Below are 16,149 nucleotides of genomic sequence, written 5' to 3'. Positions count from 1 at the left end.
TTTGCTCTCATATCGACATGCAGCTCCGCTCGAGATGACAATGCGGAGAACAGCTTACTGTTATTTTTGGCAATTTTCTGAATCTATAACCGAAGCGGAAAAGGGGCTGTGAAGAAATGAATTGAACATTTTTTCACAGCCCCTTCTGCCGGAATCATTTTTTCACCCTGCCGAAGGGCACCTTCATTTTCAGCTCATGGGGAATATAGTCATCCCGTCCCCATTCTTCGATGTGCATGGTGCCATCCGCTTCTATATCCACCCTGCACAAAGCGCAGTTTCCAATGGGATGTTTCCACAAATCATTCAATGGATAGCCGGCAATTTTGAAAAGGATGGTACTGAGGCAGCCCATGTGGGACACCAGCAGGATATGCTTTCCTTTTTCTTTATCCACCATGGAAAGGAAGGCCTTCCATGCCCGCTCCTGCACTTTGGCAAAGGTCTCCCCGCCGTCAATATGCACATCCCCCGGCGTGCTCCGCCAGATGTCATACTGCCCGGGATAGAGCGCATCCATTTCCTCCGGCGTATGGCCGTCCCATTTCCCCAAATTGATTTCAATGAAACCCTTTTCTGCCAAAAGGGGAATATTCCTTTCACCCCGGATAATTTCCGCCGTCTTCTCCGCCCTTTTAAGCGGGCTGGTATAAATCACATCCAGCGGAACCAAAGCCAGCGCCTTTGCCGCAAAGGCCGCATGCTCCCTGCCCTTTTCATTCAAAGGAATATCACTCCACCCCTGCATGCGGTGGGCCCTATTCCAGTCCGTCTCTCCATGCCGTACCATGTATACCGTAGTCATAGCCTGCCTCCTTTGGTTCTATCATACCACGGATGGGCCAGGGGTAAAGGTTCAAAAGGTTCAGAGGGTTCAGAGGGTTCAGAGGGTTCAGAGGGTTCAGAGGGTTGTGGTGGCGCCCTGCGGGCGCATTATAAAATGGCGCCTACAGGGCGCCCACATCACCAGCGCAGCAATAATTATATAACTTCCTCTGAACCAGCCCGGAAGGCGGAGCCGTTCCCGGGCCGGACCCGGGGCACCAAGGGCCGTTAGGCCCAGTGGTGCCCTGAACCCTTTGAACCCACTTGTTTTCGGGAATATCATGTTACGCCGCCATTGACGCAGCCCCCTCACGCGGTCAGGAAGATTTCCAGTCCGATGCCCATGAGGATGAAACCGCCTACGATGGTGGCCTTGTCCGCCAGCTTCATGCCGAAGCGGCGGCCCAGGACGATGCCGGAAAGGCAGATAAGGAAAGTTACCACGCCGATGATAAAGGACGAAACCGCTGCTTCCTTCCATCCATAGGACGCAATGGTGAAGCCCACGGACAGGGCGTCCATGGAGGTCGCCAGCCCCTGCACGAGAAGGCATTTGAAGCTCGTTTCCGGGCACACCTCTTCCTCCTCCCCGGAAAAGCCATCCTTAATCATCATGAGACCCAGGGTGAAGAGAAGGATGAGTGCAATCCAGGGGATATAGAGCAGCACGCTTTGGAAAATATCCACCACCCAGTGGACGCATATCCATCCCAGAAGGGGCATGAGGAACTGGAAAAAGCCGAAGGTCCCTGCAATGACGGCCATCTTCTTCTTTTTCATGAAGGGCTCGTGAATCCCGTTGGCCAAAGACACGGAAAAGGCATCCATGGCCAGTCCCGCCCCTAGAAGCACGCTGTTGAAAAGAAATAAAAAATCCATAATCCCACTTCCTGATAAGAATGCCCTCACGAAGCCAACAAAAAAGAGACTCCGTGCAGGTAAAAACCATGCACGTGAGTCTCGCAATTTCAAGGAAAGCCAGGCAGATGCCAGTATGTTGACTTACTCCACAGGGTGGCTGCTACTCCCTCACTTATTGAGAATCATACCATTTTCCTTCCTTCTTGTCAAAGGAAACAGGCGGTAAATACGGATTCCTTTAATCGAAATCTATTCTCAATTAGACTGCTTTTCTATTTCTTCCATTACTTCATTCCAGCCGTCATACCAGGCAGCGGAAAGCTGCCGGATGGTTTCCCTGTCCTTTTCGGAATACCTGTCGTAAATGGCGCCTGCCGGAATGCCCGCTGCTTTGGCCGCCTGCATTCCCGCCAGGGAATCCTCAAAAATGAAGCAGTCCTCCTTTGTCTTTCCCAAATCCGCCATCAGTTTTTCATGAACCTCCGGCGACGGCTTGATGGAAGACACGTCCTCCCTGGTGTAGATGGCGGTGAAACAGGCATCCAGCGGCGCTTTTGCCCTGATGTTTTCATTCAGGCTGCGGTAAATATCCATGTTCGCCCTTTTAGTGGTGGTGGCAATGACCAGGGTCTTTCCCAGACTTTTGAGCTTTTGAATCACCTCCGGCGCTCCCTTCTTGTAGTCCACCTGATGGATGAGGAAATTCCGGGAAATCTCATAGCGTTTCCGGAATACTTCTTCCCCACTCCAGCTGCAGCCGCAGTAACGGGCCAAAAAGAGACAGTAAGAAAGGTAAGGATTATCATCGTCCCCATGGGCTGCGAGGAAATCATCCCGCCTTCTTCCCACCGCCATTTCTTCTTCCGTCGGCCCGCCCATGGCTGCCATGAGGGCACAGTCCACCTGGTTCCATATGCCGATGGAATCGATGAGGGTGCCGTCCATATCAAAAATGATGGTATTTCTTTCAAGGAAGGATTTATTTCCCAAAGGGCTTCACCTCTGCCACCGCTTCTTTCGCGTCAATCCGCTTATCGCCGTGGTCCACATCGATGAGCACATAGCGGTCATTGCCCATACCCATTTCCTTCATGTAAGTCAGCTGGCGAAGGCCGTGGCGGGACTCCATCCGTTCCACCAGGTCGTGATGGTCCTCTTCCTTCATGGCGTACACCATGTCCACGGAAGCCTGGTCGATGGAGAGGATATCAAGGGACGCCAGGATGCCCACGTTCGGCGTCACCACAGGCATGGCATTCACGCCCTCGCAGTCGCAGGACACGGACATATTCCGCATGACGTTGATGAAGGCGATATGCTTCCCGAAATAATCCACCGTGGCCTTGGAGGATTCGGTGATTCTTTCCATGAATTCCTCCTTGGCAATGGACCACTGGTCTTTGCCCGGATAGGTGTGAATCATGGCCTTGCCGATACGGCCGTCGGCGCAGCCGATACCGATATTCTTATTGGAACCGCCAAAACCGCCCTGCACGTGGCCCTTGAAATGGGTAAGCACCAGCATGGAATCGTAATTGGTCTCATGGCTGCCTACGGACATTTCGGTGAACCATCTGCCTCCCTTCACAGGAAGCATGGTGGTGCCTTCCTCATCCATAATATCCACCGGCGCAAAGGTCCAGCCGTTTACTTCCAGAGTTTTCCGGTGCTTTTCGGTGGTATAGCGGTCACCGTCGTAGTAGGTATTGGTTTCTACGATGGTGCCCTGGGGAATATCCTTTTCCATAAGCGCCTTCACCCAGGGACGTGGAATGATATTGGGGCCGTGCTGCTCTCCCGTATGAAGTTTCACCGCAATTTTCCCGGTAAGATTTTCATTGATTTTCTCATACATGCGAATGAGCCCCTCCGCCGATAAGTCACGGGTGAAATACACAATGGACTCATTTCCCTTTCTTTCTTCATAGGGAATATAATGGTCTCCGTCAATGCCTGCTGTCTTTTTCATTTCTTTTTCCTCCACATACATAAAGAAAAACCTGCACTGCGGCAGGCTTTTCTACTTCTCATTTCTCGTCCAGAAAGCGTGCCGCCTCCGAATTCTTCCTGATTTCCTGAATATCTTCTTCCGTGGGATACACGGGGATATCCCTGTCATGGTTCACAAGGCAGAGGAAACCCAGAATGTCTCCCATGTCCGCCTTGAACTGGTGCCACTCCCAGGGAGCAATGGTGATGAAATCCCCTTCATGGACCTCCACCACCTGATTTCCCAAAAGGGCATGACCCTTCCCCTTGAAAATCATGACCGCATGCATATGCTCATGATGTTCAAAGGAAGAAAAGCCTCCCTTTTCTACCTGGAAATAGCGGAACTGCACCGGAAGGTCATTTTCGTTATCAAAAAGAACCTGCTTGGTCACGTCCCGGAATACGCCGGGATTTTCTTTGTAAATATGGGGCTCCACGCCGTCCCACCTGTTTTTGTCCTGATGAAAGCGATGTATCATATGTCCTCCTGTTCTCTGCTTATTGTATCATAGCCCGGAAGGAATAGGAAAAGGTTTCATCTTACTCATTATAGAAAGTTAAAGTGGACTTTAGTCAAGGGGGGGATGGGTGAGCCGCGCACTATTTCAATGATAAGTTTCCTATTCGACATGGCGCCGCTGCGTTTCACAGCGGCAGGAAACGGTTCGCGAAAAGTTTCCTATCCGACGTGGCACCAATGCGTGTCATACTGACAGAAAACTATTTGCTAAAGGTTTCCTGTCCGGCGTGACACCGCTGCGCTTCACAGCGGTAGGAAACTGTTTGCGAAAAGTTTCCTATCTGACGTGGCGCCAATGCGTGTCATACTGACAGGAAACTATTTGCTAAAAGTTTCCTGTCAGTCTTGGCACCACTGCATTTTATACCGACAGGAAACTGCTTGCGAATGGTTTCCTGAACGGTACGACGCTGCAGCGAATCCCCGCAGTAGGAAACTTCCCGTCACAATCAAAAAACGCCTCCCGAAGGGGAAGCGTTTTTGGGCTGCCAACTATTTCAGCACGCCGATTTCTTTGTAGTACTTTTCAGCGCCCGGATGGAGGGGTACGCCGGCAATGTCTTTTACCGCATTTTCCGGTGTCAGTCCTTTGAGGTTCTTCTGGGACTGGCCCATTTCATCCATATGTTCCCAAAGGGTCTTGGTGAGCTGGTATACCACGTCTTCCGGCAGGTCGCCGCGGCAGAACATGACCATCTTGATGGCAGAGGTCTGTACGTCCTTGTCCTGGTTGGGATAGGTGCCTGCCTTGATGGTGTAGCTGGTGTACCAGGGATACTTGGCCTTCAGTTCCTTCATCAGATTATCGTCAATGGGCACCAGATGGGCACCGCTGGTGAGGGCCTGGGTGACAGCGGAAGCGGGAGCACCGGACATGATCCAGGCACCGTCGATGGAGCCGTTCTGAATCATATCAGCCGCATCGCCGAAGGTAATGTATTCGGCTTTAATGTCATCGGGGAATTTCATGCCTGCCGTGGTAAGATGGGCTTCCGCTTCGTTATACACGGAAGAACCGGCGGAAGCGACCGCAAAGTGCTTGCCCTTGATGTCCTGGATATTTTCAATACCGGAATTGGCACTGGCCACCACCTGGTTCGGGTTGAGGTACAGACCGCCGATGACCTTCAGGTCCGGATAGGCATGGTCCTTGAATGTGTCCAGTCCTTTGTAACACTGGTATACGTTGCTGGCAATGGCGATGGATACCTGGGCTTCCCCGTCGGAAACCATATTCAGGTTTTCAATGCCGCCGGCGGAAGCCTGGCTGGCTGCCTGAACGCCGGGTACATTATTGCTCCACATGTTGGTAATGGCGGCCCCTACGGCATAGAGGGCACCGGAGGCTCCGGCGGTGGGGAAATTAATTTTCAGCGTCTGCCCTGCTGCCGGTTTGGCGCCGCCTGCCTTCTTGTCATCACCGCAGCCCGCAAAGGCTCCTGCCATCACCATGGCTGCCATGGATACTGCCAGTACTTTCTTCCAGTTTTTCATAACGTTTCCTCCCTTACTGCAATTCTACTTTTATAAATACAACCCGGGCCTATCCATGGAGGATAGAGGGGGCTGTGATTTCTATGCTGCTTCGATTTCTTTCTTTTCCTTATTCCTCTTCATCCACTGGTAAATGCATACCGCCGCAATGCCTGCTGCACCGGCCGCATCGGTGAGGACGCCGGGAAGAAGCAGGAATGGTGAGGATGCGATGAGGACGATTCTTTCCACCATGCTGCAGCGGCGGAGAATCCATCCCTCCAGCCCTGCCACCAGGGCGAAGGTGCCCACCATGGCAGTAAAGACAGCCCATCCCGTATCAAAGAGGGTGGCCGTTTTGGACACGCCGATGAGGAGCACCGGATTGCCTAAGAAAAAGAAGGGAATAATGAATCCGATAAGCCCCAGACGCACCGCCCAGAGGCCTGTCTTGGTCTGGTCCGAATCCGCAATACCCGAAGCCACATAGGCAGACATGGCCACCGGCGGGGTGATATTGGAGAGGCACGCATAAATCAGACAGAACAGGTGGGCAATGAGGGGAAGGGCCCCTGCTTTGATAAGCACCGGCACCGCCACGGCCTGCACGATAACGTATGCCGCCACACCGGGAACGCCCATGCCCAGAATGGCAGACATGATCATCACCAGGAAGCCTGCCAGGTAAATGCTTCCTCCGTTCACTACGGAAAGGATGAGGTAACCCATGTTGAGCCCCAGGGATGTCAAGGTGACGGTACCGATGATAACGCCGATGATGACGCAGCACACCCCTACGGAAATGGCACTCTTGGAGCCTTCCACCACGGCTGCCAGGATTTTATCCGGCGTCATGCGGGTATCCTTCCGAAGCCAGCTGGCTCCGATGGTAACGAAAATGGAAATCACCGCTGCATAAAGCGGCGTAAAACCTGCAAACATGAGTCCGATGAGGCTGATAAGCGGCAGTACCAGGTGGCCCTGCTCTTTAATGACCTTCATGGCATCCGGAATATTTTCCTTGGCAATGCCCGAAAGACCCAGCCTTTTTGCTTCAAAATGAACGGCAAAAAGCAGGCCGATATAGTACAGGAGCGCCGGCGTCACAGAAGCCAGTGCCACATAGGTATAAGACAGATTCAGGAATTCCGCCATCACGAAGCCCACAGCCCCCATAATGGGCGGCGTGAACTGGCCGCCGGTGGAAGCCACCGCTTCCACGGCGCCGGCAAATTCCTTCTTGTAGCCGGTACGCTTCATGAGGGGAATGGTAATGGTGCCGGTGGTGGCCACGTTGGCAATGGCGGAGCCGTTAATCATACCCATAAGCCCCGATGCAATCACCGCCACCTTGGCAGGGCCGCCGGATGTACGGCCCACCAGGGTGAGGGAAAAATCATTGATGAAATGGGAAAATCCGCTGTATTTCAAAAAGGCGCCGAAGACTACAAACAGGAAAATATAGGTAGCCGATACGCCGATACCCGTGCCCAGAAGGCCCTGGGTGCCCCAGAACTGGGTAATAAGCACACGCTTCAGGGTAAAACCGTTATGTCCCAGATACCCCGGCAGGTAGGCGCCGAACCAGTTGTACGCCAGAAAAAGGGCCGCCAGAATGGCCAGATTTCCCGAAGCACGCCTTGCCGCTTCAAAGACACAGATAATAGCCACAAAGGCGATTCCGATTTCCAGATTGTTAATCCGGCCGCCGGTCTGGGCAATGCGGGTATAGTTGAAAATCAGGTAAAGGAAAGAACCCACGGACCCCAGGATAAAGAACCAGTCCCACAGCGGCGGCAGCTTCCTTCTCCGCTTCTCCTTCTTATAGGTAGGAAATAAAAGAAACGTAAACAGCAGAAGGAAAATACAGTGAATGGCCCTAAGGTTGATGGCGCTGATAGCCCCTACGGTGGTGAAATACAGCTGGAACGCCGTCCACAGGCATAAAAGGACCACGATGGCCTTCCCCAAAGGACCTTCATAAATCCTCATGCGGGAATCGGCATCCTTGTCCTCCAGCATCTTTTGGGCTTTCCTGTCCAGATCCGCTTTTGTCCCCTCCACATCTTCCAGGCGGACATCTGCTTTCTCATGATTCATTTGTCAAAACTCCTCCCAAACTTCTATCCTCCGTCAGGGACTTCTGCCGAATATCTGCGGGCAGCATCCCTGTTCCGAAAGTAATTAATGAAAGTATATCACGAAAGGAAGCCCGGTGCCAGTGGGCAGAGAGATTGGGACCGCGAGGCGGCCCCGGGTTCAGAGGGTTCAAGGGGGAAGGTGAACGGCCCTTCGGGCCAAGGGTTCTTAGGGTTCTAAAGTTTGACGCAGCCTGCGGCTGCGAGGGTTGTGGATTGTCTTTGGCAATGAGTATATATGCCGCTCCGCAGCAGGCGTTACGGGATTGCCTTCCCGCCTCCCACAGTCATCCTGAGCGCAGCGAAGGATCTCCGTACATGCCGATAGTAACCCATCTGCCTGTAAATACCAGTCGGCGGTAAGACGACCACCGGGAGCCGGGAGCTGACAGCCGGAAGCCGAGACAGCTATCGGCTGTCCGCTTACCGCTATCCGCTGCCAGCAGGCGCTGTCCCTTCCCGCTCCCACCGTCATCCTGAGCGCCAGCGAAGGATCTTGGTACATGCCGATAATGACCCGTCTGTCAGTAAATACTGGTCAGCGGGAAGGCGCCGCCAGTGTGACAGTGTGACAGTGAGACAGTGGGACAGCCAAAAGCCGGGAGCCGACAGCTTCTATCTTCTATCTTCTATCTTCTATTTTCTAAACTCTATCGTCTATCTTCTATCTTCTAATTTGTAGTATAATAATAAATGTGATAATCATTCTCTATAGGAGGTTCATAATGAAAGAAACATACAGCAGAACAAAATCCGTATGGCAGCGCATGAACAAAAAAGAGCGTGAAGCTGTCATGGATTACGGTGAAAAATACAAGGCTTTCCTTGACACCGCCCGCACGGAACGGCTGGCGGCGGCTGAAATCATCCGCCAGGCAGAGGAAAAGGGGTTCAAGCCGGTATATGATATGAAATCTTTGAAACCCGGCGACAAGGTCTACTGGAACCAGAAGGGCAAGTCCGTCATTCTGGCAGTGATTGGCCAGGAACCGGTGCATGAGGGCATTAAAATCGTGGGCTCCCACATCGATTCCCCCCGTCTGGACCTGAAAGCCAATCCGGTACACGAACAGGAAGGGGTGGTCTATTTCCGCACCCACTACTACGGCGGCATTAAGAAATACCAGTGGCCCACCATTCCTCTGGCCCTCATCGGCGTCATTTACACAAGGGACGGAAAGAAAGTGGAAATCAATGTGGGCATGAAAGAAGGAGATCCCATTTTCTACGTATCGGACCTCCTCATCCACATGGCCCAGGACCAGATGAAGAAGCCCCTGGCCGAAGGCATTACCGGTGAACAGCTGCAGGCCATTGCCTGGACCAACGCCGAAGGAAAAGCAAAGCCCAAGGAAGTCTTCATGAAATGGCTGAAAGACAACTACGGCATTGAAGAAGAAGACTACGCCACCGCCGAACTGGAACTGGTGCCCGCCACAAAGAGCCGGGACGTGGGCTTCGACCGCTCCCTCATCGCTTCCTACGGCCAGGATGACCGGGTATGCTCCTATGCCAACCTGGAAGCCATCCTCCATGCCAACCCCGGCGTGAAGACCCAGGCCGCCCTTCTGACGGATAAGGAAGAAATCGGTTCCTACGGCAACACAGGCATGGAATCCTCTTACTTCGTGAAATTCGTGATGAAGCTCCTTTCCCTCCAGGGACAGGACTCTATCCTTGATTTCTATGAAACCATGGAAAACAGTGAAATGCTTTCCGCCGACGTAAACTCCTGCCTTGACCCCATGTTCCCGGAAGTATCGGAAAAGGATAACGCCTCCTTCATGGGCTACGGCATCAACCTCACCAAGTACGGCGGCGCCAGAGGCAAAGCAGGCAGCAATGATGCGAATGCTGAATTCCTGCAGGAAATCCGCACCATCTTCAACGAAGCCGGCGTATGCTGGCAGATCGGCGAACTGGGCAAGGTAGACCAGGGCGGCGGCGGCACTATCGCCTTCATGATGGCCGACTGGGGCGCCGAAGTAGTGGACTGCGGCACAGCCATGCTCTCCATGCACTCCCCCTACGACCTCCTCTCCAAGGCCGATGCCTACGAAACCTACCTGGCCTACAAGGCATTCTTTGAAAGTAAATAAAACAATCAAAAAACGGCGCTTCTGCGCCGTTTTTTTGATTGCTCCCATGGGCAACTTTCCGAACATGGACACCCCTATCCTCCGGTGCCTGCGGCGCCAGCCCCCTTCCTGAGGAAGGAGGCTGAGGCCCTGCGTCTCACTTTTCTACACCACCTGAATGAAGAAAACACAGCATATCCGATGTTTTTCTGTCTGATAATGACTTCCCGCGGATAGCCGTCCACCTATCCCCCTGTCTCACTGTCTCACTTTCACACTATTTTCTTTCCGGAAACACCCGGTTCAAAAGATATGTCAATCCTGCAAACACCGCCATCACCACGAAAAGAAGGGGATAGGCGATAACCATTAATGCTATGGACGATTCTACACTTGTCATGATTTCCTCCTTGTCCCACTTAACCCAGTACGGGAATCAAAGCCAGCACCAGACCGCCGGCTACTACGGAAGCCACCTGGCCTGCCACATTGACCCCCATGGCATGCTGGATAATATAATTGGACGGGTCTTCCTTCAGCGCCATCTTGGCAATGACGCGCCCCGACATGGGGAATGCGGAAATGCCGCAGGCCCCAATCATGGGGTTAATCTTCTTTTTCAGGAACAGGTTGGCCAGCTTGGCGAAAAGGACGCCGCCCACCGTATCGAATACGAAGGCAAAGGCTCCCAGCACCAGGATTTTGAGAACGTCCATGGTGAGGATATTTTCCGCCGTCATGGTGGCCCCCACCGTAATGCCCAGGAGAAGGGTGACCAGGTTGGACAGCTCATTCTGCGCCGCATTGGACAGGGAATCCGTAACGCCGGACACCTTCAGCAGGTTGCCGAACATGAGGGCACCGATGAGGGGTACGGAAATAGGCGCCAGAATGCCTGCAATAAGCACCACCATCAGGGGAAAGAGGAAACGGGCCGTCCAGGACACCGGTTTTTCCGCCTTGAAGGGCATGCGGATCATGCGCTCCTTCTTCGTGGTGAGGAGCTTCACAATCGGCGGCTGGATAATGGGCACCAGGGACATGTAGCAGAAAGCCGTCACCGTCAGAGGCGCCAAAAGGTTCGTCGCAAATTTCTGGGCCACAAAGATGGTGGTGGGGCCGTCGGCAGCGCCAATGATACCGATGGACGCCGCTTCGTTGAAAGGAAATCCCGCCAGCGCTGCCAGAAGGGCGGCAGCAAAAATGCCAAAATGGGCGGCCGCTGCAAACAGCATGACATAGGGCGCCCGGATTAGTGGATCAAACTCACACATGGCCCCTACCGCAATGAAAATCAGCACCGGGAAAAGCTCATTGGCAATGCCCGCCTCATAGAGCACAGACAGGAAACCAGGCTCTCCTCCTCCTGTGGGAATCACCGCAAAATGGCCGGGAATGTTGGCCAGGATACAGCCCACCCCCATGGGGAAGAGAAGCATGGGCTCATAATCCTTCTTTACCCCCAGATAAATGAGGATGCCTCCGATGAGAAACATCATCCACACAGAGGGGTCGCCCATGCCTATGACCCCGCTGAACAACTCTTTCGCAATACTTTCCCAGGCTGTCATTGAAACCTCCTAAATGAATAAAAATACAAATACCCTTTCATCCGATTTCCTTTTCTTCTTTTTCTGTGATGAAAAAAAATAACCTGCAGTACATGAATTCTTTTAAAAAAAAGGCCCGACATTTTTCAATGCCAGGTCCTTCTATCAGGATGGATTTCCTACCCCTGTGCCATACGCAGGAAACGAAATATGAAACTGTAATTTCTATACTATAAATTATACCCGAAAACAGGCAGAATGACAAATACAAGAAGTGCCCAAATAATACCGGAGCCGATAAAGATGCCCGCCGTAATGGCAAAGCCCTGCTTCGAATTCGGCACCCCCAGCAGACTGAAATTGCCAAACACCCCGCGGCGCACCATAAAGCCATTGGACTTCCGCTGCCTAAACCACTTCAGCTTATTCTCCTGTCCGATACTGTAGGCCACAATAATGGCCACAACGGACGCCACCAGCCAGTACAGCAGGAAACGGGCGGCGCTGAAATCCTGTACATCAGATAAATCAATTAATTGCATAGTCAAATACTCCTTATCAAGTGTAATGATATCAGTATTTTCAGTAGAATGCAAGAGGGCCGCTTTGCGGCCCAGGTTCAAAAGGTCCAAAAGGTTCAGAAGGTTCAAAGGGTTGTGGATTGCCCTTCGGGCAATGAGTTTTATATGCCGCTTCGCGGCAGGCGTTACGGGATTGCCTTCACGCCGGACACAGTCATTCTGAGCGAAGCGAAGAATCTTGGTACATGGCGGTAGTGACTTATTTCCAATAAATACCGATCGGCGGGAAGGTTCAAAGGGTTCAGAGGGTTGTGGATTACCCTTCGGGTAATGAGTTTATATGCCGCTTCGCGGCAGGCATTACGTTCTTCCCTTCCCGTCATCATTCTGCATAGGTTCTGCAGCAAAAGAAAAATACCTCTATGGGCAGGCCCCTTCCTCAGGAAGGGGGCTCCGCGAAGCGGTGGGGATAGGTCCGAAATTTGACGTCCCTATCCGCCAACGCCTAACGGCGCCACCTTCCCCTCTGAACCCTCTGCACCTTTTGAACCCTCCGAACCCGGGGCGGCCTCGCCGCCCCAATAAAAAAGCACCCTCTTTCGAGAGTGCTTTTTATTGACGGATTTCTTAAAGAAATCAGCCTCCGAACTGTGCCAGCATGGTGCCTGCAGCTACTGCAGTACCGATAACGCCTGCAACGTTGGGTCCCATAGCCTGCATGAGCAGGTAGTTGGACGGGTTGTCGCGGAGACCTACCACCTGGGATACGCGGGCTGCCATGGGAACGGCGGATACGCCTGCGGAACCGATGAGGGGGTTCACCTTGTTGCCGGATGCAATTCTCATGATCTGGCCAAAAAGTACGCCGCCTGCGGTGCCTGCTGCGAAAGCCACAAGGCCAAGGCAGATGATTTCCAGGGTCTGTACGCGGATGAACTTGTCACCGGTCATGGTGAGGCCTGTGCCGGTTGCCAGGAAAATGGTAACGATGTTGCACAGTGCGTTCTGGGCAGTATCAGACAGACGGGCAGTTACGCCGGATACTTCGAAGAGATTGCCCAGGCAGAGCATGCCCATCAGAGCTGCCACCGGCGGGAGAAGCAGGGATACTACGATGGATACGACAATCGGGAATGCCACCTTTTCAAAATGGGTGACCGGACGAAGGTTGGTCATTCTGATCTTTCTCTGTTCCTTGGTGGTGAAGAGCTTCATAATAGGAGGCTGAATCAGGGGTACCAGGGACATGTAGGAGTAAGCTGCTACGGCTACGGCACCGAGAAGGTGAGGAGCCAGTTTTGAAGTCAGATAAATAGAGGTCGGGCCGTCAGCGCCACCGATGATACCGATGGAAGCGGCTTCCTGCACATTGAAGCCAAGAAGCATAGCGCCGGCCAGTGCTACGAATACGCCGATCTGGGCAGCTGCACCGAGGAGCATGGTCTTCGGGTTGGCAATGAGGGGACCGAAGTCCGTCATGGCACCGACGCCCATGAAAATCAGCGGCGGGAAAATTTCATACTTAATACCAAATCCGATGGCCATCATAACGCCCATATCGGTTTCGAAACCGGTATTCGGGAAGTTGGCCATGATATCGCCGAAGGCGATGGGCATGAGCAGAAGAGGTTCGTACTCCTTTGCAATCGCCAGATAAAGCAGGACAATGCCTACCAGAATCATAATCAGATTCTCCCAGGTCAGAGCGGCAAAGCCGGAGTCTGTCCATACGGAGGTAAGTGCTCTCATAAATCCTTCCATGTTGTAACCTCCTTCTATGGTTATTTCTTCTTATTCTTCGTGGGATCCACGATATGAATCAGCTGGATGACGAATGCAAGAACAACGAGGACCGCAAATACGATAACCATGTTGGTGAGGCAAATGGAAAGCGGGCTTGGAGATGCCATGTAGTAATCCACCTTTCTTTGGAGACGTCATGAAAACGTCCGGGGTTCTCCCCCTCTACGGAACCGGCAGAACCGGCTCAGAATTAAAGTGCGATTATCCCGGGAAGAATGGCCAGAAAATCGGAATAATCAGTACGCTTGCAATGAATGTAATAAGGCAGAGCGGAACGCCTACTTTTACATAATCATTGAAGGAGAATCCGCCAGGTCCGAGGACCAGGGTGTTTGGCGGAGTAGCCATGGGTGTTGCAAAGGCCATGGAAGCTGCGATACCGATGGACATGAGTACCGGTTTCGGATCAGCGCCGATGGACTGGGCAATGGAAATACCGATGGGCGCAAGAAGTGCTGCAGACGCGGTATTGGACATGAACTGGGTGAGTACGTTGGAAATCAGGTACAGCACAGCGCAGAGAACGATGGGGTTTGGATTTTCGCCCATCATGTTCACCACGGTGTCCGCAATGAGCTTGCCTGCGCCGGTCTTATCCATGGCGGTGGCTACGGAAAGCATGCCGGCGAAGAGGAAAATGGTAACCCAGTCGATACCTGCATAGGCTTCCTTTTCTTTCAGGCAGCCGGTGATAACGCAGAGAATGGCACCGGTGACCGCAGCAGTCTGCAGCGGAACGGTCTTCAGGTTCAGAGCCATGGCAGCTACCACGCCCAGAAGAATGAGGCCGGAAATCCACATCTTTGTCTTGCTCTTCGGTGCATTGTCATCAGAAGCGCCGGCTTCTTTCTTCGCTGCTTCAACGGCAGCTGCATCCATAGCGCCTGCGCTCTTGGCCGGAATGGTCTTTCTTCCGATGGTGAGCATGTACACCAGGACAATCAGGGACAGAGGTACACCGATTAAAGCAAATTCGAAGAAGCCGAAGGACGGAAGACCGGCAGCGGACAGAGCGCCGGTAACGATAACGTTTGGCGGAGTACCGATCATGGTGATGGTGCCGCCTACGTTAGCTGCCACTGCCAGAGGCATCAGTTCCTTAGATGCCGGAATGTGGGCAGCGTTGGCAATACCGACGATAACCGGCATGAGGCAGGCCACGGTGCCGGTATTGGAGGAAACGGCAGACAGGGCAATGGTAACAATCATGATAGCACCCATGAGCGGTACTTCCTTGGTGCCTGCCTTGTTTACTACCCAGAGACCTACTGCTTCAGCCAGGCCTGTTTTGAACATGGCTGCGCCGATGACGAACATACCGCCAAAAAGAACGACGGTGGAATTGGAAAGACCTGCATACACCTGCTTGGACGGAAGAACGCCCAGAATTCCCAGGGCCGTGCAGGCTGCCATGGCAGTCACTGCCAGCGGAATTAATTCGGTAACAAACAGGAATGCTGCTACTGCCAGCACACATAGTGTGATAATAGCTGGATCCATAAGTTCACCTTCCTTAAAAGAAATCTATCTCTTTTCCGTAAGGAAAAAAGACACTGCTGATAACGGAAGATGACAGACCTTCAAAAATAAGCATGAATAATAGCTGAATGCGAAAAGAAAATCTGAATCATCCGTCTGTATCCCTGGTTAACCGGCTATCCTCCTTTCCTCACAGTCTCCGGGAAAGACTCACATAAGAAACAAGAAACGGAAACGCTCTCTCGTTCATTTGTATTGTAACGGCATGAGAATTCATAATCAAATATGCATATATCACTATATATATTGCTATGTATTTACAATTATATAGTATTCAATGCATATAAACATATATTGCAAACTATGCAAATCGTCTCTTTTTTCGATTGCCTTCTATGGAAATCCCTCAAAAAATCCCATATTTTCGGAGAAATCATTTACTCTATTTTTCAGTCATGAATTTTTATGCAGAATATTCATTTTTATGAATAGCAACTGAAAGCCCCATTTCCCATTTATTTTCCATTTTCTGTCCTTGAAATCTATTTCTTGTTTCAGAATTTTATTTTTCTATAAGTACTTATAGAAGATTGTTATAAGGGGGGCCGCTTTGCGGCCCGGGTTCAAAGGGTTCAGAGGGTTCAGAAGGTTCAGAGGGTTGTGGATTGCCCTTCGGGCAATAAGTTTTATATGCCGCTTCGCGGCAGGCGCTACGGGATTGCCTTCACGCCGGACACAGTCATTCTGAGCGAAGCGAAGAATCTTGGGACATGACGATGGTGACTTATTTGCAAGAAATACCAATCGGCGGGAAGGTTCAGAGGGTTCAAAGGGTTCAGAAGGTTCAAAGGGTTGTGGATTGCCCTTCGGGCAATGAGTTTTATATGCCGCTTCGCGGCAGGCGTTACG

The 16,149-nt window shown here is 52.1% G+C and carries 14 protein-coding genes; 1 reads left to right on the top strand and 13 read right to left on the bottom strand.

The annotated features are described in order from the left end of the window. Nucleotides 1–154 precede the first annotated feature (154 nt). The 7 genes from QZQ29_RS05625 to QZQ29_RS05595 form a co-directional block, all read right to left on the bottom strand. A complete protein-coding gene (locus QZQ29_RS05625) occupies nucleotides 155–805 on the bottom strand; it encodes a histidine phosphatase family protein (protein ID WP_296960893.1) in 651 nt (216 codons plus the stop codon). Nucleotides 806–1,134: 329 nt separating this feature from the next. Then, the gene (locus QZQ29_RS05620) at nucleotides 1,135–1,704 is read right to left on the bottom strand and encodes a manganese efflux pump MntP family protein (protein ID WP_296960890.1); all 570 of its coding nucleotides are present in this window, start codon (nucleotides 1,702–1,704) and stop codon (nucleotides 1,135–1,137) included. Between the two features lie 237 nt (nucleotides 1,705–1,941). After that, nucleotides 1,942–2,676, bottom strand: a complete 735-nt coding sequence (locus QZQ29_RS05615; RefSeq protein ID WP_296960888.1) for an HAD family phosphatase — start codon at nucleotides 2,674–2,676, stop codon at nucleotides 1,942–1,944. Next, nucleotides 2,666–3,655: a DUF362 domain-containing protein gene (locus QZQ29_RS05610; RefSeq protein WP_296960886.1), complete on the bottom strand. Its 990-nt coding sequence runs from the start codon at nucleotides 3,653–3,655 to the stop codon at nucleotides 2,666–2,668. Before QZQ29_RS05610 ends, QZQ29_RS05615 begins: the two co-directional genes overlap by 11 nt. A 58-nt stretch (nucleotides 3,656–3,713) precedes the next feature. Beyond that, nucleotides 3,714–4,157 (bottom strand): cupin domain-containing protein, encoded by a 444-nt coding sequence (locus QZQ29_RS05605; protein ID WP_296960884.1) that lies wholly within the window; start codon nucleotides 4,155–4,157, stop codon nucleotides 3,714–3,716. A gap of 533 nt (nucleotides 4,158–4,690) precedes the next feature. Next, complete coding sequence (locus QZQ29_RS05600) at nucleotides 4,691–5,692, bottom strand: TAXI family TRAP transporter solute-binding subunit (protein ID WP_296960881.1); 1,002 nt, start codon at nucleotides 5,690–5,692, stop codon at nucleotides 4,691–4,693. An 81-nt stretch (nucleotides 5,693–5,773) separates the two neighbouring features. Continuing rightward, on the bottom strand, nucleotides 5,774–7,771 hold the full coding sequence (locus tag QZQ29_RS05595) for a TRAP transporter permease (RefSeq protein WP_296960877.1): 1,998 nt from the start codon (nucleotides 7,769–7,771) through the stop codon (nucleotides 5,774–5,776). Between the two features lie 763 nt (nucleotides 7,772–8,534). On the opposite strand from QZQ29_RS05595, the gene QZQ29_RS05590 reads away from it, so the two are divergent. Beyond that, nucleotides 8,535–9,908, top strand: a complete 1,374-nt coding sequence (locus tag QZQ29_RS05590) for an aminopeptidase (RefSeq protein WP_296960874.1) — start codon at nucleotides 8,535–8,537, stop codon at nucleotides 9,906–9,908. A gap of 256 nt (nucleotides 9,909–10,164) precedes the next feature. On the opposite strand, the gene QZQ29_RS05585 is transcribed toward QZQ29_RS05590, so the two are convergent. From QZQ29_RS05585 to QZQ29_RS05560, 6 genes are all read right to left on the bottom strand, one after another. Further along, a complete protein-coding gene (locus QZQ29_RS05585) occupies nucleotides 10,165–10,287 on the bottom strand; it encodes a hypothetical protein (RefSeq protein WP_296960872.1) in 123 nt (40 codons plus the stop codon). Between the two features lie 19 nt (nucleotides 10,288–10,306). Further along, a complete protein-coding gene (locus QZQ29_RS05580; RefSeq protein WP_296960870.1) occupies nucleotides 10,307–11,458 on the bottom strand; it encodes a sodium ion-translocating decarboxylase subunit beta in 1,152 nt (383 codons plus the stop codon). Nucleotides 11,459–11,667: 209 nt separating this feature from the next. After that, entirely contained in the window at nucleotides 11,668–11,979 is a 312-nt protein-coding gene (locus QZQ29_RS05575; RefSeq protein ID WP_296960868.1) for a phospho-N-acetylmuramoyl-pentapeptide-transferase, read from the bottom strand. 615 nt (nucleotides 11,980–12,594) lie between these two features. Continuing rightward, nucleotides 12,595–13,719, bottom strand: coding sequence for a sodium ion-translocating decarboxylase subunit beta (locus QZQ29_RS05570; protein WP_296960865.1), 1,125 nt, complete (start codon nucleotides 13,717–13,719; stop codon nucleotides 12,595–12,597). A gap of 20 nt (nucleotides 13,720–13,739) precedes the next feature. Next, nucleotides 13,740–13,868, bottom strand: a complete 129-nt coding sequence (locus QZQ29_RS05565) for an OadG family protein (RefSeq protein WP_296960863.1) — start codon at nucleotides 13,866–13,868, stop codon at nucleotides 13,740–13,742. A 94-nt stretch (nucleotides 13,869–13,962) separates the two neighbouring features. Beyond that, nucleotides 13,963–15,261, bottom strand: a complete 1,299-nt coding sequence (locus QZQ29_RS05560) for an SLC13 family permease (RefSeq protein ID WP_296960860.1) — start codon at nucleotides 15,259–15,261, stop codon at nucleotides 13,963–13,965. Nucleotides 15,262–16,149: the final 888 nt, after the last annotated feature.

Origin of the sequence: uncultured Dialister sp. (assembly GCF_900538805.1) — a bacterium.
In the GTDB taxonomy this organism is placed as follows: Bacteria; Bacillota; Negativicutes; order Veillonellales; family Dialisteraceae; genus Dialister.
Note: the sequence above shows the minus strand (reverse complement) of the source record. Positions and strands in the feature narration are given on the sequence as shown.